Origin of the sequence: Butyricimonas sp. Marseille-P2440 (assembly GCF_900091675.1) — a bacterium.
In the GTDB taxonomy this organism is placed as follows: Bacteria; Bacteroidota; Bacteroidia; order Bacteroidales; family Marinifilaceae; genus Butyricimonas; species Butyricimonas synergistica.
Genome location: NZ_LT594609.1, coordinates 498,739 through 521,948, shown reverse-complemented (window position 1 = coordinate 521,948; position 23,210 = coordinate 498,739). Strand labels below are relative to the sequence as shown.

The following is a 23,210-nucleotide window of genomic DNA, read 5'->3' as shown; positions in this document are numbered from 1 at the left end:
ATCCAATTCTATTCTTCTCTTTTTCTGCTAAAATTAGAATAGGAATTAAATAACATGGTTGATGTCCTGTTTCGTTTCTTGAAGTATCTCCGAGGATTATACTTGATCGTTTGGGGGTACAAGAATCGGAACATGTGATGATTTTTCCCAAGATAGAATGAAGTCATTTTGCTTGGCGGGAACAATTGCTTTGTCGTCAAAAATCTTCGGGGAAAGGCGCTGGAAAAGAAAATCGCCGAGTTGCTGGGGAAATGAATTTATTAATAATTTAATGATAAAATGATGAGAAAGATTTCATTAATAATCGGTTTAGCGTTGCTTTCCTCGGTCGCTTGTCACGCGCAGGAAGGCTATCAGATCAGTGGTAAGGTGAGCGGGATGGCGGACGGTACGCTCCTGCTAATCGCTAACGAGGGGGAGAAGCCCGACACGTTGGGTGTGATAGAGGTCAAAAACGGTGTTTTCGTATTCACGGGCAAGGTATCGCGCCCCGCGGCGGCTTACCTCACCCCGGCTAACGGGGAGGGGATGATCCCTCTGATCCTGGAGAACGCCAATTTCATGGTGAACGTGAGTGGTGCCGGCGCGTTGATACAGGGTGGCAAGCAACAGGAATTGCTCTCCCGCTTCACCCGGATCAGCCAGTCGTTCATGGCTGAGCAGGCGAAAGTGGCGGCAGAGGCACGACAGCCCGGGGCGAACGTCCAATCCTTGCAAGCCCGGGTGGACCAGGCTTACGAGGCGTCGGTGAACGCCACGCTGGATTTGATCAAGGCGAACCCCGACGAGTACGCCACGGCGCACGTGATCGCTCTCGGCATCGGCAGTGAAACGGAAGAGGGCTTGCGCTCGAAGTATGAACTGTTGGGCGAGGCGGCACGTGCCACGGTTCCCGGCAAGCGGATCGCCGCCGCTTTGGAGCAGTACGGGAAACTCGCCGTCGGCGAGGTTGCCCCGAACTTCACGCTCGCCAAGCCGGATGGCAACACGTTTAGCCTGCACGACGTTCCCGCGAAATGGAAACTGGTGCATTTCTGGGCGGCACGGGTGGAAAGTTCCCGGCGGGACAACGCCGACCTGGTGAAGCTTTACCTGCAATACCGCCCGCGCGGTCTGGAGATCGTCAGCGTGGCGCTGGACGACAACCACGCCATGTGGAAGCAAGCCGTCGGGCTTGACGGCATGATCTGGACGAACGGCTCCGACCTCAAGGGCATGGATTCCGGGATCGCCCGCCTTTACCTGGTAAACGACCTTCCCGCCTATTTCCTGCTCGACGCCGAGAATCGCGTCGTTGCCCGGGGAATGGCACTTTCCACCCTTCGCGATAAACTGGCGGAGTTGACGAGGAAGAGAAAGAAATAAAAATAGTTTTTTTATAATTGGTGCGTGCGTGGGAGGGAGTTCGCTTTATACATGCGGCTCCCCCCTTTTTTTATAGTTTCCGCCCGTCGGTGAATATTTCATGAGGCATAACTTTAATTGTCTATGAAAACAGATTTATCGGGTGTGGACGCGCCTTTGAGAGTGTCACCGCTGGTGGCAGACGGCTTGTTTATTCGCCAGGACGAGTATTACAAGAAATATTTTTACGCCGACATCGTTTGGATCGAGGCGTCGGCTAATTATAGCGATTTCTATTTAAAAGATAAATCCCGGATCACCGTGGCGTGCCGTTTGGGAGTCGTGGAGCGGCAATTGCCGGACGCGTATTTTGCCCGTGTACACCGTGGATTTATCCTGAACCTACGTTATGTCGACACGTGGGCGGGGAACTCCTTGCGAGCCCACGGGAAATGGTTCCCGATCGGGGATCATTACCGGAAAAACGTGTTGGCTTGTCTTAATATACTGGATACTTCCCGGGAGTACCCGAAAACGGGGCGAGAGGAGTAATCTTATAATTTATATTCACCGGTCTCGTGGATAAGTTTATCGGCGGGCTCCGGTGGAAGACTTGACAATTCGTGATTTACGATTTGTGATTTTGGATTTATGATAGGGGAATTTCCGGTGAAGACGGGGAACAAAGTACTGGTTCTGAAATTCCTCTATCAGGTAGAGTTTAAAAGGCACACTGATTGCAGAACCAAACTCAAAAGCAATATCTTTATGAGCGTACGTTCCACCATAACATCCTTTTTTTACAACAATGCCAATAGCGTTTGTGCGTTCAATCCATTCTGAAGCACTGAGTACAAAAGAAGGTAACCCTGCACTTTTCCTAAAGTGGTCAAATTCGACCACTTTAAAATCAGGATTGTGAATTATTTCCCAAGTTCCAAGAAATTCAATAGTATAACAGAAATTCAATAGTATAACGATTCCTAATCCAGTTCTTGATTATATCTGCCGACCGACTGTCTCCCTCTTTGGCAGAAGCCATATCTGTAAGAGAAATTCCAAATGTGACACAGGGTGTTCCCGTGATTTATGAGAGAGGGATTCCTGGTGAAGACGGGGAGTAGTCCCGGTGAAGACAGGGAACAAATTCCTTTCAAACTCGTTTTAAACTCGTTTTAAACTCGTTTCAAAGACCTTCGGGAACGTTTTTGAAAAGAGGGTGATAGGCATGGGAAACGAGAGAGAGAGATTATTAGTTGTTTTTTCGTACATTTGTACTGATAACGTTAAAAGAATTTGTAGCATGAAATACCCGATAGGCATCCAGAGTTTTGACCGGATTATCGAAGACGGTTACGTTTACGTGGATAAAACGGCAATGATTTACTCGCTCGTGAAGGAAGGAAAAATCTATTTCTTGAGCCGTCCCCGCCGTTTCGGGAAGAGTCTCTTGGTATCGACGTTGAAGAACTATTTCTTGGGGCGGAAGGAGCTTTTCAAGGGGTTGGCGATCGACCGTCTGGAAAAAGACTGGTTGGAATACCCGGTGTTTCATCTCGATTTTAACGGGAGCAATTTCCGGGAGGAGGGCACGCTGGAGAAGGTGATCGAGGGGCATATTTCCGCCTGGGAAAAAGAGTATGATTTGCCCTCGAAGCGAGAGTGGGGGATTGGTTGGCGCTTTATTCAATTATTGCGTCAGGTTCACGAACGAACCGGGCGGCGGGTGGTGTTCTTGGTGGATGATTACGATAAGCCGCTTTTGGAGGTACGCGATTCAAAACTGGAGACGGTAGTGGATGGCAACAAGATGCAGTTGGAAACACGGGTCCGCAACGAGTTGAGAGGTTTCTATTCGGCATTGAAGGCGGCGGACGAACACTTGCATTTTGTTTTCCTGGCGGGTTTGACCCAAGACTTGCAAAAAGGGGAATACGGAGGTTTTAATCATCCGGAAGACATCAGCATGAATCATCGTTACGAGGCGCTTTGCGGGATAACCCAAGAAGAACTGGATACTTATTTTGCTGACCCGATCAGTTGTACGGGAGAACAGCATGATATTGATGCAGAAGCGGTAAAGCGGGTGTTGAAACGGCAATATGGCGGTTATCATTTTGGGGATGATTTAGTGGAAGTTTACAACCCGTGTAGTTTGTTACGAGCATTAGACGCGAAGTCAACCCGTGATTGTTGGTTTCAGTCTGATATGTCTACTTATCTTCTTCAACAGTTAAACCGCACGCGGAGCAACTTGAATGAATTGGCGGGAAGGCATTATAACTCTTTGGATTTTATGTATCCCGACGTGAATGCACCGAAATTGTTAAGCACGCTTTACCAATGGGGATTCTTGACGATCAAGGGGTATAACATGCGTCGCAACACGTTTTTGCTTGATTTCCCGAATGACGAGGTGAAAAACGGTTTCCTTGCCATGGTGGCCTCGGATTACTTGAAGCCGCGATCGAGTGTAAGCAACTGGGTGCAGGACACGGGAACCGTGGACGACTGGAAGGTGATAGAGTAAGCACGGAGAAAAAAAACTGACAGGATGTGGTACTATATATTATTTTTTTGTACATTTGCGCCGTTTTACTTCAAGAGTTGTGGACAGATTGAAAGAATATAAGATAGCCCACAGAGGCTTAGGAGAAGGCGTTCACTCTTTCGAGTTTGTCATGGATGACGATTTTTTCGATTGCTTTGAAGCGACAAAGGGAACGAAAGGGAAAGTAAACGCGAGAGTGGAGATCGTGAAATCATCCCTTCTGATGGAAGTTCGGATGAAGATCGATGGAGTAGTGAAGGCTATTTGCGATCGCTGCTTGGAAGAGATGGATTTACCGGTTAGCGGGGAACTTAACTTGTATGCGAAGTACGGGGAAAGGGAAGAGGGGAATGATGATGATTTTATAGTCTTGGCACAAGACGAGGATTATCTGGATTTGAGCGAGCCGCTGTACGAGATATACATGTTGAATTATCCGCTTCGAGTGGTTCACCCGGAGGGAGAATGCAACGAGGAGATGGAACGGGTCCTTGAGGACTTGACGATAGAAGAGAATGAGAAGATTGATCCCCGTTGGGATGAATTGAAGAAATTAATTAATAATAACTAAATAAAACTAGAGAGAAATGGCACATCCTAAACACCGAATCTCTAAACAGAGAAGGAATAAGAGAAGAACTCACGATAAGGCAACTGTTCCTGCAATAGCAAAGTGTTCAAATTGTGGTGCTGCAGTACAGTATCATACCGTATGCCCGGAATGCGGGTATTACAGGGGTAAATTGGCTATTGAGAAAGCAGTCGTTGCATAATATTGATGCAATGATGAATTGCCGTGAATAATACAGAGCCCCCTGTAATCCAGGGGGCTATGATTGTATACGGGTAGTTGACCTCAATTTAATTTGAAAAGATATTTTTTATGGAAAGGCCAAGAGCGGTAATCACGGGGGTAGGCGCATTTTATCCCGATTACATTTTAGACAACGAGGAATTGAGCCGGATGGTGGATACCACGGACGAGTGGATTATGACGCGGATCGGAATCAAGGAACGGCGTATATTACGGGATACGAATAAAGGTAGTGCTTACCTCGGAGCCAAGGCGGTGGAAGACCTGTTTCGCAAGACCGGGTTGAAACCGGAAGAAGTTGACCTCTTGATCTGCTGTACCGTGACGGCAGATATGCATTTCCCGGCGAACGGGAACGTTATTTCCGACATGGTGGGAATCAAGAATGCTTTTAGTTTTGATTTGAATGCCGGATGTTCCGGATTTTTATACGGGTTGACGACAGCCACGCAATACGTGGAAAGCGGGCGTTACAAGAAGGTCGTTGTCGTGGGAGCCGAGAAGATGTCGGCAATCACGGATTATACCGACCGGGCAACCTGCCCGATTTTCGGGGATGCTGCAGCTGCGATCCTCCTCGAGCCGACGCACGAGGACGTGGGTGTGATCGACCATATCCTTCGGTCTGACGGCATGGGACGGGTGCACTTGCATATGAAAGCGGGTGGTTCGTTGAAACCGCCTTCCATCGAAACCGTTACAGCAAGAGAGCATTATATTTATCAGGAAGGACAGCCCGTGTTCAAGCATGCCGTGTCGAACATGGCGGACGTTTCTGTCGAGATCATGAAACGCAATAATCTCACGTCGGAAGATGTCGCTTGGTTGGTGCCACATCAGGCAAACCTGCGTATCATCAAGGCTACCGGCGAGAGAATGGGGCTGCCTGCTTCTAAGGTGATGGTAAATATCCATAAGTACGGTAACACGACATCTGCGACAATCCCGTTGTGCCTGTACGAGTGGGAAGACCAGTTGAAAAAAGGAGATAATTTAATTCTCGCTGCCTTCGGTGCCGGGTTCACGTGGGGAGCCATTTACGTGAAGTGGGGTTATACTAAATAGTCCATAAGGTCTTAACGTTTATAAGGTCCATAAGGTCGATTTTTTTTTGACTTTATGGACTTTATGATTTTATAGGCCTTGTGAGCTAAAAAAGATTTTCAACTTTCAATTTCTTGTTGTATATTTGGTCGTTTATTACTTAACTAAGATGGGAAAAAGTGTGAATCCGGATTGTCCGGGAAGTAAACAAACTGTAGTTTTGGAAGATTCCGTGGTCGGGGGAGATATAAACCTACCCGGGGATTTATGCTTGTTCGGTAAGATTTTAGGTAATATTACTGCCGGGGGACGGGTAGAGGTAAGGCAAGGTGCTCTCGTGACGGGTCACGTGTGTTGCCGAGAGTTATACGTCGAGGGGGTAGTGGAAGGAAACGTGGAAACTCGTTCTTTAATAATCGGGGAAAATGCCGCATTGAAGGGGAAGGTGGAAACGGGGAAGTTGCGGGTGGAAGGGGAGATATACGAAATAAAATGGTTACGTCTGGTAAGAAAATAAAGTAAATGCAAGATCATGGGAAAAGAAGTACAACAACAAGTTGCGATTAACCTATTAAGTGAAGGGACTCAGATTACCGGAGATCTTCATGCGTCGAACGATATTCGGGTAGACGGTAGTATCAAGGGAAAGATAAACACGACGGGGCGGTTGATTATCGGGCAGATGGCAAAAGTAGAGGGAGAGGTGACTTCGCCGAGCGTGGATATCCTGGGTACGATGGAGGGAACGATCGTGTCGACGGGTTCCGTGTCGTTGAGAGCAAAAGCCGTGTTCACGGGAACGATCAAGGCGGCTTATATCGCTATCGAGTCGGGGGCTATTTTTAATGGTGAATGCCATATCGAACGAGATGTCAAACAGAAATAAATAACAACGTGGTGTGTCGTGTATCCATAGTCGTGTCTTTGCTGCTATCGCTGGTTGCTTGTAATAAGGTCCAGGATAAAGTAGAAAAGGGGGTTTCCCTCGAATTGGCGAAAGAACGTAAATCCAATATCGGAGGCGTATCCTATCGGCTATACTTTTCTATTCCCAGGGAAAAGAATGAGGCTATCATGGCAGAATCGGAGATCTTCTTTGAATTATCGGAATTGGCTCCGGTAGTTCTGGATTTCAAGGAGGAAGAGGGCAAGGTGTTGTCCGTGACTTCCGGGGGTAAGAAAGTGCCTTACACGTTTAAGAATGAACACATCATTATTCAACCGGAGTATCTGAAAGAGGGGCGGAACGAGTTGTCAATCCAATTTATCGCGGGTGAGTCGTCGCTAAACAGGAGCGAGGATATGATGTATACCTTGCTGGTGCCGGATCGTTGCCGGACGTTGATGCCTTGTTTTGACCAACCGGATATAAAAGCACGTTTTAAATTGACGCTTAAAATACCTGCCGGGTGGAAAGCGATCGGGAACGGGGAATCTATCCGGGTAGAATACTTCAATGATTACCAGCTTTGCGAGTTCGGGGAAACAAAACCTTTGAGCACCTATCTGTTCGCTTTTGCCGTGGGACGATTCTCGTACACGGAGCGGTTCGTGGGAAAGCGCTGGATCGGGATTTACCACCGGGAAACGGATACGGCAAAGATCAATGCCAGTATTCCCGAAATCGTAAGACAGGTGAGCCATTCGCTGGAATGGATGGAGCGTTACACGGGGATCGAATATCCTTTCGATAACTATAACGTGGTGGCGATTCCCGCTTTTCAATACGGGGGAATGGAACACCCGGGAGCCACGTTCTACAAGTCATCTTCTCTTTTCCTCGACCGGAATGCCGATTTGTCGGCACAGGTGAAACGGAGCGAGTTGATCGCCCATGAAACCGCACATATGTGGTTCGGCGATTACGTCACGATGAAGTGGTTTAATGACGTGTGGCTCAAGGAAGTGTTTGCCGGGTTTATGGCAGATAAGATTATAGCGCAGTTATACCCTGAAGTAAACCATCGCTTGAATTTCTTTTTGAATCATTATGAACCCGCTTTGCGGACAGACCGTACGAAAGGGACTCACCCAATCATGCAGGAATTGAATAATTTGAAAGATGCGGGGACATTATACGGGGATATTATTTATCACAAGGCTCCTATCGTGATGCGTATGCTGGAAGAGGAAATTTCCGAATTCCAGTTGCAGATGGGATTGCGGAGATACTTACGGCGTTGGGCGTATTCCAACGCGGATTGGGATGATTTAATCAAGTTGTTGGGAAATTCTACCGGGAAGGATTTGCAGGCTTGGAATGAAATTTGGATCAAGGAGAGCGGTGCGCCCGTGATCGAATTCGGCAAGGAAGCCGTTTCCATGATAGACCCGAGCGGTAAGAAACGGGTTTGGCCTCAATCGGTATCCGTGTGTTGGATGACTTCTTTCGGCGAATTGCGTCGCCAACCGATATTCTTGAAAGATACATTAACCGGATTCCGGAATAACAGAGTGGTTTTGCCGGATTGTGACGTGCTGGGATACGGGTGTTTCCTGCCGACGGAATTTGGCATCCAATTTCTTGGTAAAGAGTTGAGCCAGATAGACCATGCGCTTTACCGGGCGGTTGCCTGGCAGTTGCTGTACGAGGGCGTGTTAAACAAGAAGGTGAAGGGCGAGTTTTTCCTGAAACTTTGCATGAAGCACTTGCCTCACGAAAAGAATAATCTGGTGGTAAATCGCACGCTGAGTTTCTTGAGGACGGTTTACACGACTTACCTGGACGAGGGAAGCCGTCAATTGTTGCAAGAGGAATTGGAACGTTTTTGCGTGAATATGCTCGACCACGATGCGGGAAATAAGAAATCTTATTTCAATACTTTATTGGCTATTTATTCTTCACCCAAGGTCGGTGAATTTATCAAAGACATACTGGGAGGAGAGAGGACGTTGCAAGACTTGACGATCAATGACAATGATAAATTGAATATCGCGTTTAACCTTGTTTTGCGGGATTCCAATATTTACGAGGTGATGAATATGTATATCATGAATTCCGTTAAGAATAAGGATTTGCAGAATCGTTTCGCTTACGTGTTACCCTCGGTATCCGGTAATAAGCAGGTCAGGGACAGCGTGTTCAATGCCTTGTTAAAAAACGAGAACCGAATAAACGAAGTGTGGGTGGAAGAATGTTTGCGTTGGTTGAATCATCCGCGGCGGAGAATGGACGCCGAGGAGTATATACCCCGGATGTTGGATAAATTGAAAGAGATTCAGGAAACGGGAGATATATTCTTCCCGTCGGCATGGTTGAACGCCGGGCTTTCCGGGCATACCGGGAAGAATGCTTATTCCGCTGTTAACACTTTCTTGGAAAAGCACCCGAATTATCCGCAGAATTTGAAATTAAAAATATTATCCAATTCAGATCATTTACGACGTCTTCATTCAGAAGAGCATGAACGCTAAATGTTTATAGGTTATGACACTTCAAAAAAATTCATTGATATTAATTCCAGCTCGTTACGCTTCTACCCGTTTCCCGGGAAAACCGTTGGTGGAGATTGCCGGAAAGCCGATGATACAGCATGTTTATGAAAAAGCGGCAGTAGTTTCTGACCATGTTTACGTGGCGACGGATGATGTCCGGATTTATGATGCCGTTGAGTCATTCGGGGGACGTGCGGTGATGACTTCCACGGAGCATCGTAGCGGTACCGACCGTTGTTACGAGGCGTACGAGAAGGTGTGTAAGGTTTTGAATCGTGAATTCGAAGTCGTGGTCAACGTGCAGGGCGATGAGCCTTTTATTATCCCACAACAGATTGAGTCCTTAATCTCCTGCTTTGAAGAGCCGACAATACAAATCGCCACGTTGGCAAAGCCTTTCGAGAAGAACGATGATATTTTTGACCCGAACAAGGTGAAAGTCGTGTTTTCCGCGAGAAACACGGCGCTTTATTTTAGCCGCAATCCGATTCCTTATTGCCGGGGCGCGGAACGTGACGGATGGCTTGCCCGGACTCCCTACTACAAACACGTCGGGATGTATGCCTATCGTCCGCAGATTTTAAAAGCGGTGACTTCTATCCCCCAAGGAATACTGGAACAGGCAGAGTCGTTGGAACAATTGCGTTGGTTGGAGAATGGTTACACGATTGCCGTGAGCATCACGGATCACGAATCGATAGGGATTGATACTCCGGAAGATCTTCAAAAGTTATAAAGGATGTGTCCAAACACATCCTTTAGTTTATAAGGTTAGATTGTCATGATATCTTTTTCTTTTTTGGCGAGATATTCCTCGATTTTCTTACCGTATTCGTCGGTCATCTTTTGAGCCACGGCTTCAGCATCTTTGGACATATCCTCGGGGAGCCCGTCTTTCACCATTTTCTTCACCTGCTCGATCACATCCCGGCGGGCGTTACGAACACTTACTTTAGCTGTTTCGGCTTCTCCCTTACTTTGTTTCACGAGGTCACGTCTGCGTTCCTCTGTGAGAGCCGGGATATTGATACGGATCATTTCTCCGTTATTATCGGGATTAAGTCCGAGGTTAGCATTCATGATTGCTTTCTCAATGGGGGCTATCATGCTTTTTTCCCAAGGTTGAACGGCAATCGTTCTAGGGTCGGGAGCCGATATATTGGCGACTTGTGATAACGGGGTTGGACTACCATAATAGTCAACTAGCACGTCTTGTAAGATTTTCGGGTTGGCTCTTCCCGCTCTGATTTTACTAAGTTCGGATTCCAAGTGATTCAGAGCAGATTCCATTCTCTCTTTTGCCTCGTCGAGATAAAATTGTACTTCCTCGTTCATATAATTTTTAGTTTGATTTAATATTCACATAACGAACCAAACAAAGGTATAAAAAAATCTGCATTTTTACTCTATCCTGCGCCAGGTTTCCTTTACCTGCACGTTTTTCAAGGTGCCGTTTGCCAATTTCAGATTGGCTTCCCCCGAGAGTACCAGAATCTGGTTATTCGCCTCGAATTGGTATATGGCGGAATACTCTATGATATCTTTTACTTTCACGTTTTGCGATGATTCGGAAAGCTGTTGCCCTGTCGTGATCCTGTATGTTCCTTTTGTCCCCTCGGAGGTCATGAAAGAGAAGTCATCGTAATATTCCTTTTGTATCGGGTGTTTGACTTCAACACCGTTTTCGGATATTTTTTCCCATTTCCCGGCGAGCGGGTTGGCGATAATGGTACGGAACAGTTTACCCGGACTGAAGATACATTCCTCGACATATTTACGGAATTTCTTTAGTCCGAGATAGTCCCTGATCTTGATTTCCCGAATTACTTTATTGTCTTGGAAACGGGGGGTAATGTTCACGTAATCCTTGATAAAGTTCTCGGTTGGTAGGCTATCAATAAGTTTAATCTGCTCGTCCCATTCTTCCTTGTAATACTTCAAGATCATGTTTTTATCTTCTGCCGGAAGAGAGAGGGAAGGCATCACGATGCTCAGCATAATTTCCGCGGATTGTTGTTGCTCTCGGGCGGAGGCTATAATTCCTTTATAAGCGGCTTTGTCCGAGCCGTAGCGTTTCTTCAGGTAAAGGCGATACATCTCGGCAGAAGACGATGCTACGGTATCCGTGTCCTGTTTTAATTTTTCTTCATTTTCGGAAAGTGCTTTTAAATACCTGTCAAAGGTACGTCTTTCAATAGCAGGGGCTGCACTTTTTAAAGCGAAGTAAACGGGTACGGTGTAATATACCCGAACGGGAGTATTATTTTGTCTGCCGGGATACCATTTCGGCATGGAAGTGATGACTTCTTTTGCCTCGTTATCCAGTTCGGGGGATACGCCCCGGATGATTTTTACCTCGTTGACCGTTCCGTCTTTCTCGATGATGAAACGAACATATACTTTCCCCTCGATGCCTTTTACTTTTGCTTCTTCCGGGTATTGCACGTGACTGTATATCCAGGAATTCAAGTTACCAGGAAAAATCGGCATTTCTTCAACGAACATATATACTTTTTCATTCTCCGTGCTGTCTTTGGTTTGTTCGGAATGATGTTGCGCGGTACTTGGGGAATTTCCAGCCAAGAGGAAAATGCTCACGAGTAATACCTGTAACTTGGTGACAAGTTGTCGGTTAAGGGTGTATAGCTTGAATATCATGGTTCGTGTCTTTGCGTGATAGATTTCATTCTTTTATTACAGCTAAATATAGAATGAAATTTTGGTATTTGCAATGAAATGAAGAGTTTTGTAAATTTTAAAATCTAAAAAAGGTGTTTTTTCGATGAAGCGGATTACTTTTGTATCATTAAAATAATGATATGACAAGGAAAGATTTTGAGGTGATGGCTCCGGTTGGTTCTTACGAATCGTTGGAGGCAGCATTACAGGCAGGGGCGGATTCCGTCTACTTTGGTGTCGAGGGATTGAATATGCGTTCCCGCTCGTCTGCGAATTTCACGTTGGATGATTTGCGAAATATCGTGGAGCGTTGTAAAGAGAGAGGGGTGAAGACTTATCTCACGGTGAACACGATCATATATAACAACGAGTTGGATAAAATGCATCGAATTATCGATTGCGTGAAGGAGGCGGGGCTGACGGCAATTATTGCGTCGGATATCGCGGCGATTCTGTATGCCCGTTCTATCGGGGTGGAGGTGCATATCAGCACGCAATGTAATATTACGAATTACGAGGCTGTAAAATTTTATGCTCAGTTTGCCGACGTGGTTGTATTGGCTCGAGAGTTGGATATGGATCAAGTGATGACTATTCATCGTCAGATCGTGCAGAATGATTTGAGAGGTCCCAAGGGGAATTTAATCCAGATCGAGATGTTCGCTCATGGAGCTTTGTGTATGGCTGTTTCCGGGAAATGTTATCTAAGCCTTCACGAGATGAATGCTTCTGCCAACCGGGGGGCTTGTTACCAGATCTGCCGGCGTTCCTACACCGTGAAAGATACGGAAAGTGATATCGAGTTGGAAGTGGATGGTAAATATATCATGTCCCCGAAAGACTTATGCACGATCGGTTTCGTTAATAAGATGATCGATGCGGGAGTGCGGGTTTTCAAAATCGAAGGACGTGCCCGTTCTGCCGAATACGTGAAGACGGTCTGCGAGTGTTATAGTGAGGCTTTGCAGGCATACGTGGATGGGAATTATGATGCGAAGAAGATTGCCGATTGGAAAGAACGGTTGGCTTCGGTGTTTAATCGGGGCTTTTGGGATGGTTATTATCTTGGGCAGCGTTTGGGAGAGTGGAGCGAGGTGTATGGTTCAAAGGCTACCAAGAAAAAGGTATGTATCGGTAAAGTCACGAATTATTTCACGAAATTGCAGGTTGGGGAGTTTAAATTGGAATCGTATGATTTAAAGGTTGGTGACGAGGTGATGATCATAGGTCCGAACACGGGAGTAGTCCAAATGATTGTTCCGGAACTTCGGCTCGAACAGGATCCCGTGGGACAGGTCGAGAAAGGTGCCGTGTTTTCTATGCCTTGTGAAACCAAGTTACGGCGATCGGATAAGTTGTATAAATTGGTAGATAATTTCTAATAAAGAAGGCTGCAATTTTGCAGCCTTTTCTTTTATATCACTTGAATGGATTCAATTTTGGTGGTTTGATATTGAATAAATTGTAACTCAATACCAGCGTTCCTCTCATGTGCAACATTTTGTAATCAAAATATTGATTGCTGGGTTTAAATATATCTTTGAATCCGCAACTGAATCGCAGACCTAACTCAATACGGGGAAATAACTGGCGTTCGTACCCGACGATCATACCCATATCCCAACTGTCTAAGATGTTACTAAAATTAATATGTAAAGGATTACCTGGATCGATAGAGCCATTGTAGACTTTGTCATCGGTCATCATGTAACCTTTGGTTACAGTATTGCGAAACTTAGCATTAATGATCCATGCCCCGTAAAGACCTGCCAAAATACGATCTTTTTGATTTTTGAATGTGTATTTAAAATAAAGAGGGACTTCCAACATCGTGAAATCCATTGACATCTCGGCAGACCCACAGAAACGGGAAATAACATTGTTTTTATCGTCATGGAATCGTTGATTGTCAATACGTGCATCTGCATCGATCGAAACTTTTTTGTAAGTGACCTCGGCTCCCAATGTCCATTTACTTGTTACGGGGAAGGTTAGTTTTGCACCCAACGATGGCGAAAGTTTAGGATAGGGATTAAATACATCCGGTACATTGCTGAACGGGAATGGTATAGCCCCGCCGATGTCTGTTCCCAACTGAACTCCAAGAGCAAATCGATATTCTACCTGTTCATCGGAGATTGTATCTGCCGAAGTTGTTTTGGTAGACTTTAATTGATTTCTATCTCGGGCAACAGTATTTAAAGTACAAAATAATGGTACAAATAGAAGGTATATTAGTTTCATTTTTTTCTCGGGTTAAAAGTTCACAACAACGTTATCAACGGTTAAGGTACTACCTTTAGCTCCAATAAACAGATCTCCTTGCCTACTGGAAGTCATTACGATAGATATATGTGTTGGTTCCAGATCTTTGTACTTGTTATCATAGATAATTGGGATTGTATGGTTGTTCCAATTACGTAAAGCTGTATTGGCTCCGTCAAAAATCATCTCTCCCTTGCCTAAAACCTTAAGTCCTTCGACGGGATCCCCGTGATATTCGAGGTTTCCGTTACCTTCCCATCGAAGTAATTCAACCCATATACGTCCTTGATCAGTTCCTGCAAGATCTTTTATCTTATAAGAATTTTGTCCTATTTTTTCTGATTGTTGGAATTTTACTCCCGCTTCATATTTGGCATCAACAGAAATAGATTTTGGACGCATGATGAATGGTATCCCGAAATAGGTCATTAACGGGGGATTGCTCAAAGCGGAAATGTTCATTTTGAAGTATCCCGTGAATATTGTTCCGGCTGTTATTAACTCTCCGATACCCAAGCCACTTAAGTTTTGAATACCTGTTTGAAGTTGAGCTGCATACCCGTTTTGATAAGGAACCGGAGTGGTACCTTGTACAAAAGAATTGTTAGCTGTTGCCCATCCTAGTCCTATGCCGGGAGTCGGGTCTATGTTTATTTTGGAAGTACCGACATTAATCCACGATTCGAAATTAGAATTTTCAATTGTCGGAACAACTTGTATATTCCAAACCCGTTCATCTTGATTGTCTTCTGCAATCAACGTGATTTGTTTTTTGTCATTGGGACCCGAGAATATGAAAGGAGATTCTGCTGAACCGATTTTTACTTTCCCGTTACGAGTTATTTCGGCTTCAATCGTAACCGGCCAATCAAAATCAACTTTGAAATTAATACGGATATTGTTATCATGTATAGTTACTCCCACTTCCTCTTCCGTATAATTCGTGATATGGAAATTTGTAATATCAGCGTTGTTTTTGTCTTTTAATATAATTTGCCCTAAATGAGGAACCCCGCTTTCCGAAATGAGATAGAAGGTTTGAGGAGTGTATACATCATTGAATGTAATCTCTTTAAGGTTTAAAGGAGTTTCATCCACGCTAATGACATCATCTGTCGTGGACGAAAATTTCATATTTGCTTTTATCGTAAACGGGAACAATTTCCTGCCATAATCCAAGGGGATCGTCACCACGTTATTATTAATTGTAATGCCTTCTTTGTCTAATATAACGCCTTCCGTCTGGTCTATTATTGTAAAAGAGGCAATTCTAGCATCATCACTTAACTTGCTTACTTTCTCGCAAGAACTCAATATTCCTAGTGCTAGTAAAAGAATCCCGTAATATTTTCTCATACATATTAAATTTTCGTAATACTCAGCAATTTCTATGCCATCTGTCTAAATACGAAACCGAAGTCAATAAGGTTATTTGAGGTGTAATTTTAACACCTCAAAAGATTTTTCTGTCACTCTTTTTCTTTATGTAACGCGTGATATAGAATACAATCCCACTTAGTAAAGCCAATAAAAGAAGACTTGAACTAATGGCAGAAACTCGGGCTCCCAGGTAATAAGACTCCGGTTTGAACTCGAACGTGATCGTGTGTTCTCCCGCGGGAACAATCATGGCTCGTAAGATATAATCAGCCCTAAGGAGATCTGTTTTATTGCCGTCGACATAAACATTCCAGCCTTTGGGGTAATATACCTCACTGAACACGGCTAGTTGTTCGTTTGCTGTCGAAGTCTTGTATTCCAATTTGTTTGGGGCGTACGAGGTCAATTGAATCGTGGCATTCTCGTCGAAGTTGAAACCTTTATCCTGAATGACAGATTCAAAATCTTTACTGATAACGGCAGTTTCTTTCGGGTCTATTTGTTTCAAACCGAGTAATTCTTCGTCCGGTGTTTCCACGAATTCATAATCTTTGACGAACCAGGCATTCCCGTAGGCATATTTATTATTGACAGGAGCGGCATTAGCTTGAACGATAAGATATTTCGTGTTCAGCATATTCAACACCTTTTGCTTGGAAAGACTTTCTTCCAAAGCTGAAAGGGTCGGGGAACTTTCCAGTGTTTGCCCGATGCTTTGCATCTCGGGATAGATGAAATATTCGATGATATCCTGGTAACGTTGCAATTTGGCAGCACTATATCCCCCGATGGTTTTGTGGTGATAGCTGGTGTGCGAATCATTAAACGTGTTTACCGCTAAATCCAGTACCCGGTAATTCGGGTCTTTGTCGGCAAGAATCGCTTTGTCTACCGGGCGAGGCTGATATTGATTATTGAATTCCCGTTTTTGCACGAAATGGTCGTTATTGAGGTAACGTTTATCCACCGTCCACATATCGGCAAGAATCAATAAGCCCATGGCAATTGCCACGTGAGTACTTTTGATTTTCTGCATCACCCATGCCCAGATAGCGACACCTGCCAACAGGATGAATACCAAAGAACGGAAAGCATCGGAACGAAGCAGGGATTCCCGGTCTTGGGGTAAATATTGTCGTATCCAGTCCGGGTATTGACTATCCGCAGGAGAGATGAAACTACCGGCTAATCCGGGTAATATGGCGAATAAAGCGCAGATTCCTCCCGTGATTCCGATAGAAATTTTCAATCCTTTGATCAGTGTTTTCTTCTCGAATTCCCCGTTAAGAATCTTGTTCAACGTGTATATACCCAGCAAAGGAATTGTCAATTGCAGGACCACGAGCATCATGGACGGTACGCGGAATTTGTTGTATAGCGGGATATAGTCATAGAAGAAACTCGACAAGAACATGAAATTCCGTCCCCATCCCAAGAACAAAGCCAGTAAAGAAATCCCCACGATCCACCATTTCATGGGTCCCTTGATTAATACAAGTCCCAACACGAAAAGGAAAATTGCTATAGCTCCCATGTACATCGGTCCGGCGGTAAATGCCTGATTACCCCAGTACAGAGGCAATTGTTTGACAATTTGGTCGCTATTGGAAGCTCCTTGGCTTTTCAAAAATTTATAAGTTTCCGATTCCTTGCTTAATGCTCCCGCCGAAGCTCCGCCCTTGAAGTTCGGTATCAACAGGTTAAGCGTTTCGTCGATCCCGTAACTCCAAGCCGTGGCGTATTCCTTATCCAGCCCGCCTTTGCTTTGGTTCGTCTGATTCAAGGTCAATTCAGATCCTCCCCGCATGGTGTATTTCCCGTACTCCCACGTGGGCCACAGGTGATTCACGTTCGTTGCACCTGCCAGAATGACAGCGACAACAAGTAATGTTGCTGTCTTGAAAAAAGCAGGCAATGTTTTTTCCTTTACAGCCTTATACAATTGTGCAATCCCGTAGAACAGAATGATAAAAGCCAGATAATACGTGATCTGCGGGTGATTTGCCATAATCTCAAAGGCAAGCGTTATCCCGAAGAATACCGCACCCAGTAATCTATTCTTTCGGAAGGCATAGACCACGGAAGCCAAAACCATGGGCATTATGGCTATTGCTACCATTTTCGCGTTATGCCCCACTTGGAGTATCTGGAAATTGTATGAGCAGAAGCCAAAAGCGAGAGCCCCCACTACGGATAACCATGGGTTTACCCCGAAAGCCAATAGTAACAGGTAAAAACTAACAAGTCCTAGGATCAAATAACTTGCAGGACGAGGGCCCACGAAAATATTGTCATATAGGTTTTTTAAATAATTCCCTTTATACTCGGTCGAGATCATAGTGGTTGGCATACCACTGAACATGGAGTTTGTCCACAGAGGTTCTTCTCCTGTTTGTTCCCGGAATTGGATAATTTCATTAGCCGCTCCCCGCCATGAGGAAATATCCGATTGCATGACGATTTTCCCCTCGAATAAAGCCGGGAAATAAGCGTAGGCAATGACGATAAATAGGATAAAAGCTACAAGATAAGGATAGAACGATTTGAGCTTCGGCATCTTCATGTTTTTGTATTTTAGTGTATTCGATTTTCCGCAAAAGTAAAAAATATAATTATCAAAATGGAGGAATGTATTTAAAAATTGTGGGGAATAACTAAGTCTGAATGCTATCAGCAATAATAAAAAAGAGTATCTTTGCCTCAAATCCTAAACGATGATTAATAATAATGGAATTTCAACATTTTGTAATTACGCAATTTAATTTGAAATACTTTCCGCAAGTGACCTATGATTATGATCGTTGGCTCGCGTGGACTATCAATCGTGTAGGTTTTTTCAAGCAATATTGTTTTCCTTCCATGGTGGGGCAGAGTACGAATCATTTCACGTGGTTACTTTATCTTGATATCGATACTCCCCAATCGGTAAGAGATATGTTACCCGATGTAACGCGCTATCCGCATATTCATTATATTTATATTGATGGATATCCTCAATTTGATGAGCGTTACGTGAAGGATGTGCAAGAAATGTGTCCCCCGGGGACAGAATGGGTGGTAACCTCTCGTTTGGATAACGATGATAGTATGCATCAAGATGCTATTCGTACAATACAGGAACATGTAAAATTGCGGGATGAATTTATGGTATCGCTTTGTTCTGGTTACGTGTATGATCATAATACAAAACATTTGTCTCATTATTATTATCCGGATTGCCCGTTTATCAGTTTAGTCGAAAATATAGGTCAGAAAAAAAATATCAAGGGGATTTTTTATCGATTGCACAGAGAATGGTCTTGTTTGCGTTTCCATTTATTTAAAGCTTTAAGAGAAAAATCCGAAAGCGTGGTTTTTGTTCCCGGTCAGGTGTTATGGATGCAAGTTTTTCACGAGGGTAATGTGAGTAATAGTTTTTATCGGGGAGTTCCCGTGTTAGGTAAACGTGATTTGACGCCTTTCGGTTTATCGTTGGAGAGTATACCTTTGGGTATTGGTAGTTTTAGGCATTACCGTAATTATGTATTTTGGAAAACATATTTCAGGGTACTCTTTTATCGTTTGCTAAAAAAGTCATAGAAAATGTTCGGAGATATAAAACAAACCATGAAGCATACCATCGTGTATGGCATTGGAAACTTTGCTTCCAAGCTGGTCGGTTTTATTTTAATTCCGTTGTATACAGACCAAACATTCTTTTCAACCGCGGATTATGGAATGTTGAGTCTTTTGGATGTTACTTCCCAGATTTTGATTGCAGCCATGGGATTGGCTTTCTATGCTGGTCTGGTACGGTGGTACTGGGATAAAGAATATGCCGAACGTCAGAAAAGTTTATTTTTCACGATCATGGTGATGACCACGATTGCTGCCGTGGGTATGGGGATGATCGTTTGGGGATTCAAGGATTCGGTAGAGGCTCTATTGCTGGCTGGTGAAGAGATGGCATCCTTTGATCAGTTGCCATACGTGTTTCACTTGTTGCTGGTGTATTCTGTTCTATCCGCGATAGTTGCTCCTGTATTGGATTTGTTGCGATTGAAAAGTCGTTCGGTGCAATTCTCGGTCGTGAATATATTGAAATTAGCCGTTACATTGGGAGTTACCGTGTATTTTGTGGTGGGTTTGAAAAGAGGGATTGCCGGAGTATATGAAGCCCAAGTAATTGGTATTATATCCCAGTTGCTTCTTTTGTCGCCCTTTATTATAAAGAACTCATCTTTTAAACTGGAATTTGCGGCTATCAAGCAAATTCTTTCGTATAGCTATCCGTTAATGTTCCCCGCTATCGTGGGCGGTTTGTTGACAGCGTTCGATAAATATATGCTGAATTATATGAAAGGAGTGGATGATGTCGCCTTTTATGCTTTTGGTTACAAGATCGGTAATACATTAAAAATATTTGTTATCGCTTCCGTTCAGCTGGCATTGACTCCTTTGATGATGAAAAAAATAAACGATCCGAATAACCGGCGTTTCTATTCGAAAATATTTACTTATCTTTCTTTCGGGGGTATGTATTGTGTTTTGGGATTAAGCTTGTTGTCCCGGGAGGTTATCGCTTTGGTGGCGTCTAATCCTGCTTATTATGTTTCCGTGTACGTTGTTCCTTTTATTACTTTCGGAATATTTTTCGGGATGTTGCGGGATACTTCAGTGATCGGTTTGCAAATCACGAAACGTACAAAAATCATCAGTTCGTCGATAATTTTGATCACGTTCATCAATTTAGGGTTAAATCTACTTTTAATCCCTGCTTTGGGAATGTACGGGGCTGCATTGGCAACATTGATAGCGCAAATACTTTCTTGGATTATTCCCTATTATTTCGCGCAAAAGGCTTATCCGATCCCTTACGAGTTAGGTAAATTAGGTAAAGTCATCGTGGTGGGTATATTTATCTACCTCTTAGGTATGTTGACAATGCCTTTGAATATATGGATAGCGTTTGTGATAAAAATCGGGTTATTGATTGCTTATCCTTTCATACTCTTCGCGTGGAAATTTTACGATGATGTGGAACTTCAAAGCATTTTTGGAATGTGGGATAGTTGGAAATTGATGTTTAGTTATTATTGGGCTTCCTTGAGATCAATGCCTCGGAAGACAATTAATTTAGGGAAAACATCGTTAGCAATTCGATTGACAAAAGAATTTAAGAAACGGAAAGCGAAATTCTTATATTTAATACCTCACAAAACGATAGCGATAGCACTTTTGGAGAAAGATAAATACCGGAATGATTTTGCGGCTTATTACGAGACGGTGAAAGGTAAAAATTCTGTGAAGTATTTCCATCAGCAAGCTTATAAAAAAGGAGCGGAGTTTCGGGTAATTGATCCGGCTTTATTCGAGGATGATATTTTTGAAGTGAATACCTCTTTGGAAACAAGGCAGGGAAAAGACATAAAACAAGAATATCTTCAACGAGGAAATATTACCCGGGGGGAGGGAATGGAAGTTTACGGTGTATTTATGGAAGATAAATTGGTCGGGTATATCCGGACATTACATTTGGGCGATACTATTTTCATAAATAATATACTGGGACATGGGGCTTACTTGAAAGCGGGGATTATGTATTTCTTGCTTTTGGAAGTTTTGCAAGTTTATTTTGATCGGAACGATTTGAAATATATTATTTACGATTCCTATTGGGGGAATTCCCGGGGCTTGGCTCTTTTTAAGAAGCGTTTTCATTTTGAACCTACTAAAGTGAAATGGATAAACCGATGAAGGGGTGGAAAAGAATATATCACAAGCTGTTTCGACAGAAAGACCGGATGAGCGAGTACGAAGACTTGTTAAAGTTGGCTTTGGCGAAAGGCTATCGGGTTATGTCATTGCTTGAGTGGGTACAGCAGGCTTACCCGGAGGATCATGTACTTTTGCTTCGTCATGATGTAGATATTGATGCTTGCGGAGCGGAACGGATGTTTGAAGTGGAGCGGCGTCTACAAGTTCATGCATCCTACTATTTCCGGCATTTGACAATGAAACCAGCCCTGATAAAGCGTATCTTGCATGAGGGCTTTGAGGTGGGTTTGCATTACGAAACGTTAGCCTTAGAAATGAAACGTTTACGGTTGACTGATAAAAAAGAAATATCACCCGAAATCCTGTGTTTTTGCCGGCAACAATTGGCAAAAGAGATTCAGGATTTTAGAATGGCTTTCGGTTCCATGACCTCTCTTTGTTCTCACGGTGCAGCTTGGAATAGAAAATTAGGAACACCGAATTATATTTTAGTGGACGAGTCTTTTAAAAAGGATTATAATATCCTTTTTGAGGCTTATGATGAATCATTGCGAGAAAGGATCACGACGTATATATCAGATACTTCGGTTACCGACAATTCCGCCTGGCGATATGGTAAATCTCCAGGCGAGGCTATCGAGCAAGGTGATTCCGTTATTCTGTTATTGACTCACCCCGAACACTGGAATCATCATTTCTTCTCGAATGTTCGTAAACTTTGGTTGTCTTTTCGCGATCGCAATTAAGAAAAGGGCATTAATATATCGCGTTCAACGCGTTGCCCGCCTCAACCGAGTTGTATTTCTCCAATACGGCTTTCTTCCCGTTTTCTCCCATGTGTTTTCGTTCTTCCGGGTGTTGATAAAGATAGATGATCTTTTCTATAAGATCTTCCACGTCCTCATTCCGGAATACCATACCGGCTCCGGTTTCTTCAATTAATTCCAATTGGGGGGTACAATCTGACACCAGTACGGGAGTTTCAAACAACATATATTGGTAAACCTTATTGGCAATACCGGAATCGTGTTGCGGATTTTTAATCAAGGGGGATAGCCCGATAGCGGATTGACGGGCGAAAGCGGGGAATTCGGACAAGTCTTTCCACTTGTAATAGATAATCTGTTCTCTAATCCGGGGATCTTCCATATAGCTTTTAAATAATTCCCGATCACCCTTGTCAATGGGACCGATAAGTAGCAATTTGATGTCGGGATAATTGGGAGTAAGATTCTTTAGTGCTTCAAAACAAGAGATTAATCCGCGACGCACCCCGATTGCCCCGAAATAGAACATGATAAAATCTTGTTTTGGAATGGTTATCGAAAGAGGGTCATATTGTAAAAGTTCTTCCACGTCCGGAACATTGGGATAAATAACAAAACGTTTTTTTGCCAGTGAAGAGTATTTTTGTTTTAATTCTTCTTGGAAACTATGGCATAGCACCACGATATTGTCAGCGTATTCCAGATATTTCTTTTCAAGTTTTTCCCAACGTTTGGGTACCACGAGAAGACTTTTAGGGAATGTCGTTGCCCACGTGTAGGATTGTATTGCTGCCGGAAAATTTTCGTGCAAATCGAGCGTGATCGGGAGGTGATATTTGCGATTTCCCATGTACACGGGTTTTGCCATGTACAAGTCATGTGTATGTAAAGCTTCTACTCGTGTGGCGGCAATAAAATGGCGAACTTGTTTTTGCCATATCCAATTATATAGCGGGAAACGATTTACGATGCCGAATAGAATTTCTCTTTGTCGGTTTGACATTTTAAAACGTCTGATCTTTATGTTTCCGATATTTCCCGATAGTCCGATATTTAATAGATCAGGACAAAGTACATGTATTTCGTGCCCGTGGCTCTCGAGTATTTTTATTTCGTTTAAAACCCGTTGATCTTTCGTGATTTCCTTATCTAAAATGACACCGATTCTCATACC

General features: G+C 43.8%; 21 protein-coding genes. 14 read left to right on the top strand and 7 right to left on the bottom strand.

The window, feature by feature from the left end:
* Window positions 1-279 precede the first annotated feature (279 nt).
* Window positions 280-1,365, top strand: a complete 1,086-nt coding sequence (locus tag BN8899_RS07965; protein ID WP_231932297.1) for a TlpA disulfide reductase family protein — start codon at window positions 280-282, stop codon at window positions 1,363-1,365.
* A gap of 123 nt (window positions 1,366-1,488) precedes the next feature.
* On the top strand, window positions 1,489-1,896 hold the full coding sequence (locus tag BN8899_RS07960; RefSeq protein WP_065219014.1) for a LytR/AlgR family response regulator transcription factor: 408 nt from the start codon (window positions 1,489-1,491) through the stop codon (window positions 1,894-1,896).
* A 36-nt stretch (window positions 1,897-1,932) separates the two neighbouring features.
* Here the strand turns inward: BN8899_RS07960 and BN8899_RS21345 are convergent, their stop codons facing one another.
* Entirely contained in the window at window positions 1,933-2,247 is a 315-nt protein-coding gene (locus BN8899_RS21345; RefSeq protein WP_369800413.1) for a KilA-N domain-containing protein, read from the bottom strand.
* Between the two features lie 400 nt (window positions 2,248-2,647).
* On the opposite strand from BN8899_RS21345, the gene BN8899_RS07950 reads away from it, so the two are divergent.
* From BN8899_RS07950 to kdsB, 8 genes are all read left to right on the top strand, one after another.
* Window positions 2,648-3,874 (top strand): ATP-binding protein, encoded by a 1,227-nt coding sequence (locus BN8899_RS07950; RefSeq protein WP_065219013.1) that lies wholly within the window; start codon window positions 2,648-2,650, stop codon window positions 3,872-3,874.
* A gap of 79 nt (window positions 3,875-3,953) precedes the next feature.
* A complete protein-coding gene (locus tag BN8899_RS07945) occupies window positions 3,954-4,466 on the top strand; it encodes a YceD family protein (RefSeq protein ID WP_065219012.1) in 513 nt (170 codons plus the stop codon).
* 16 nt (window positions 4,467-4,482) lie between these two features.
* Window positions 4,483-4,668: a 50S ribosomal protein L32 gene (gene rpmF / locus BN8899_RS20360; RefSeq protein ID WP_027201828.1), complete on the top strand. Its 186-nt coding sequence runs from the start codon at window positions 4,483-4,485 to the stop codon at window positions 4,666-4,668.
* A 110-nt stretch (window positions 4,669-4,778) separates the two neighbouring features.
* The gene (locus BN8899_RS07940; RefSeq protein ID WP_065219011.1) at window positions 4,779-5,774 is read left to right on the top strand and encodes a beta-ketoacyl-ACP synthase III; all 996 of its coding nucleotides are present in this window, start codon (window positions 4,779-4,781) and stop codon (window positions 5,772-5,774) included.
* Between the two features lie 148 nt (window positions 5,775-5,922).
* Window positions 5,923-6,270: a bactofilin family protein gene (locus BN8899_RS07935; RefSeq protein ID WP_148375325.1), complete on the top strand. Its 348-nt coding sequence runs from the start codon at window positions 5,923-5,925 to the stop codon at window positions 6,268-6,270.
* Between the two features lie 15 nt (window positions 6,271-6,285).
* The gene (locus BN8899_RS07930) at window positions 6,286-6,639 is read left to right on the top strand and encodes a bactofilin family protein (RefSeq protein ID WP_065219009.1); all 354 of its coding nucleotides are present in this window, start codon (window positions 6,286-6,288) and stop codon (window positions 6,637-6,639) included.
* 8 nt (window positions 6,640-6,647) lie between these two features.
* Window positions 6,648-9,167 (top strand): M1 family metallopeptidase, encoded by a 2,520-nt coding sequence (locus tag BN8899_RS07925; RefSeq protein WP_187376818.1) that lies wholly within the window; start codon window positions 6,648-6,650, stop codon window positions 9,165-9,167.
* A gap of 13 nt (window positions 9,168-9,180) precedes the next feature.
* Window positions 9,181-9,924 (top strand): 3-deoxy-manno-octulosonate cytidylyltransferase, encoded by a 744-nt coding sequence (kdsB, locus tag BN8899_RS07920; protein ID WP_065219007.1) that lies wholly within the window; start codon window positions 9,181-9,183, stop codon window positions 9,922-9,924.
* A gap of 35 nt (window positions 9,925-9,959) precedes the next feature.
* Here the strand turns inward: kdsB and frr are convergent, their stop codons facing one another.
* Together frr and BN8899_RS07910 are read right to left on the bottom strand one after the other, a co-directional pair.
* Complete coding sequence (gene frr / locus BN8899_RS07915) at window positions 9,960-10,523, bottom strand: ribosome recycling factor (protein ID WP_018338101.1); 564 nt, start codon at window positions 10,521-10,523, stop codon at window positions 9,960-9,962.
* Between the two features lie 66 nt (window positions 10,524-10,589).
* Window positions 10,590-11,846 carry an energy transducer TonB gene (locus BN8899_RS07910; RefSeq protein ID WP_065219006.1) on the bottom strand — a complete coding sequence of 419 codons (1,257 nt, stop codon included), beginning with the start codon at window positions 11,844-11,846 and terminating at the stop codon, window positions 10,590-10,592.
* Between the two features lie 161 nt (window positions 11,847-12,007).
* On the opposite strand from BN8899_RS07910, the gene BN8899_RS07905 reads away from it, so the two are divergent.
* On the top strand, window positions 12,008-13,249 hold the full coding sequence (locus BN8899_RS07905) for a peptidase U32 family protein (protein ID WP_065219005.1): 1,242 nt from the start codon (window positions 12,008-12,010) through the stop codon (window positions 13,247-13,249).
* A 37-nt stretch (window positions 13,250-13,286) separates the two neighbouring features.
* Here the strand turns inward: BN8899_RS07905 and BN8899_RS07900 are convergent, their stop codons facing one another.
* The 3 genes from BN8899_RS07900 to BN8899_RS07890 form a co-directional block, all read right to left on the bottom strand.
* Window positions 13,287-14,111, bottom strand: coding sequence for an outer membrane beta-barrel protein (locus tag BN8899_RS07900; protein ID WP_018338104.1), 825 nt, complete (start codon window positions 14,109-14,111; stop codon window positions 13,287-13,289).
* A gap of 12 nt (window positions 14,112-14,123) precedes the next feature.
* On the bottom strand, window positions 14,124-15,488 hold the full coding sequence (locus tag BN8899_RS07895) for a PCMD domain-containing protein (protein ID WP_065219004.1): 1,365 nt from the start codon (window positions 15,486-15,488) through the stop codon (window positions 14,124-14,126).
* A gap of 97 nt (window positions 15,489-15,585) precedes the next feature.
* Window positions 15,586-18,075 carry a YfhO family protein gene (locus tag BN8899_RS07890; RefSeq protein ID WP_065219003.1) on the bottom strand — a complete coding sequence of 830 codons (2,490 nt, stop codon included), beginning with the start codon at window positions 18,073-18,075 and terminating at the stop codon, window positions 15,586-15,588.
* A 200-nt stretch (window positions 18,076-18,275) separates the two neighbouring features.
* Here BN8899_RS07890 and BN8899_RS07885 point away from each other — a divergent pair, with 200 nt between their 5' ends.
* The 3 genes from BN8899_RS07885 to BN8899_RS07875 are packed head-to-tail and all read left to right on the top strand — an operon-like array spanning window position 18,276 to window position 22,015.
* Complete coding sequence (locus BN8899_RS07885; RefSeq protein ID WP_187376816.1) at window positions 18,276-19,091, top strand: glycosyltransferase; 816 nt, start codon at window positions 18,276-18,278, stop codon at window positions 19,089-19,091.
* A gap of 3 nt (window positions 19,092-19,094) precedes the next feature.
* Entirely contained in the window at window positions 19,095-21,248 is a 2,154-nt protein-coding gene (locus BN8899_RS07880) for an oligosaccharide flippase family protein (RefSeq protein ID WP_018338108.1), read from the top strand.
* Window positions 21,233-22,015: a polysaccharide deacetylase family protein gene (locus BN8899_RS07875; protein ID WP_222860554.1), complete on the top strand. Its 783-nt coding sequence runs from the start codon at window positions 21,233-21,235 to the stop codon at window positions 22,013-22,015. The genes BN8899_RS07880 and BN8899_RS07875 overlap by 16 nt, the downstream gene beginning before the upstream one ends.
* 10 nt (window positions 22,016-22,025) lie before the next feature.
* Here BN8899_RS07875 and BN8899_RS07870 read toward each other — a convergent pair whose 3' ends face one another.
* Entirely contained in the window at window positions 22,026-23,207 is a 1,182-nt protein-coding gene (locus tag BN8899_RS07870; RefSeq protein WP_065219000.1) for a glycosyltransferase family 4 protein, read from the bottom strand.
* Between the last annotated feature and the right edge of the window lie 3 nt (window positions 23,208-23,210).

Excerpts from the sequence above, each read along its gene's own strand:
- BN8899_RS07875 (WP_222860554.1), top strand. The coding sequence starts at position 21,233 with ATGGATAAACCGATGAAGGGGTGGAAAAGAATATATCACAAGCTGTTT.
- BN8899_RS07905 (WP_065219005.1), top strand. The coding sequence starts at position 12,008 with ATGACAAGGAAAGATTTTGAGGTGATGGCTCCGGTTGGTTCTTACGAA.
- BN8899_RS07900 (WP_018338104.1), bottom strand. The coding sequence starts at position 14,111 with ATGAAACTAATATACCTTCTATTTGTACCATTATTTTGTACTTTAAAT.
- frr (WP_018338101.1), bottom strand. The coding sequence starts at position 10,523 with ATGAACGAGGAAGTACAATTTTATCTCGACGAGGCAAAAGAGAGAATG.
- rpmF (WP_027201828.1), top strand. The coding sequence starts at position 4,483 with ATGGCACATCCTAAACACCGAATCTCTAAACAGAGAAGGAATAAGAGA.
- BN8899_RS07895 (WP_065219004.1), bottom strand. The coding sequence starts at position 15,488 with ATGAGAAAATATTACGGGATTCTTTTACTAGCACTAGGAATATTGAGT.
- BN8899_RS07940 (WP_065219011.1), top strand. The coding sequence starts at position 4,779 with ATGGAAAGGCCAAGAGCGGTAATCACGGGGGTAGGCGCATTTTATCCC.
- BN8899_RS07880 (WP_018338108.1), top strand. The coding sequence starts at position 19,095 with ATGTTCGGAGATATAAAACAAACCATGAAGCATACCATCGTGTATGGC.
- BN8899_RS07930 (WP_065219009.1), top strand. The coding sequence starts at position 6,286 with ATGGGAAAAGAAGTACAACAACAAGTTGCGATTAACCTATTAAGTGAA.
- BN8899_RS07950 (WP_065219013.1), top strand. The coding sequence starts at position 2,648 with ATGAAATACCCGATAGGCATCCAGAGTTTTGACCGGATTATCGAAGAC.
- BN8899_RS07965 (WP_231932297.1), top strand. The coding sequence starts at position 280 with ATGATGAGAAAGATTTCATTAATAATCGGTTTAGCGTTGCTTTCCTCG.
- kdsB (WP_065219007.1), top strand. The coding sequence starts at position 9,181 with ATGACACTTCAAAAAAATTCATTGATATTAATTCCAGCTCGTTACGCT.
- BN8899_RS07890 (WP_065219003.1), bottom strand. The coding sequence starts at position 18,075 with ATGAAGATGCCGAAGCTCAAATCGTTCTATCCTTATCTTGTAGCTTTT.
- BN8899_RS07910 (WP_065219006.1), bottom strand. The coding sequence starts at position 11,846 with ATGATATTCAAGCTATACACCCTTAACCGACAACTTGTCACCAAGTTA.
- BN8899_RS07960 (WP_065219014.1), top strand. The coding sequence starts at position 1,489 with ATGAAAACAGATTTATCGGGTGTGGACGCGCCTTTGAGAGTGTCACCG.
- BN8899_RS07870 (WP_065219000.1), bottom strand. The coding sequence starts at position 23,207 with ATGAGAATCGGTGTCATTTTAGATAAGGAAATCACGAAAGATCAACGG.
- BN8899_RS07935 (WP_148375325.1), top strand. The coding sequence starts at position 5,923 with ATGGGAAAAAGTGTGAATCCGGATTGTCCGGGAAGTAAACAAACTGTA.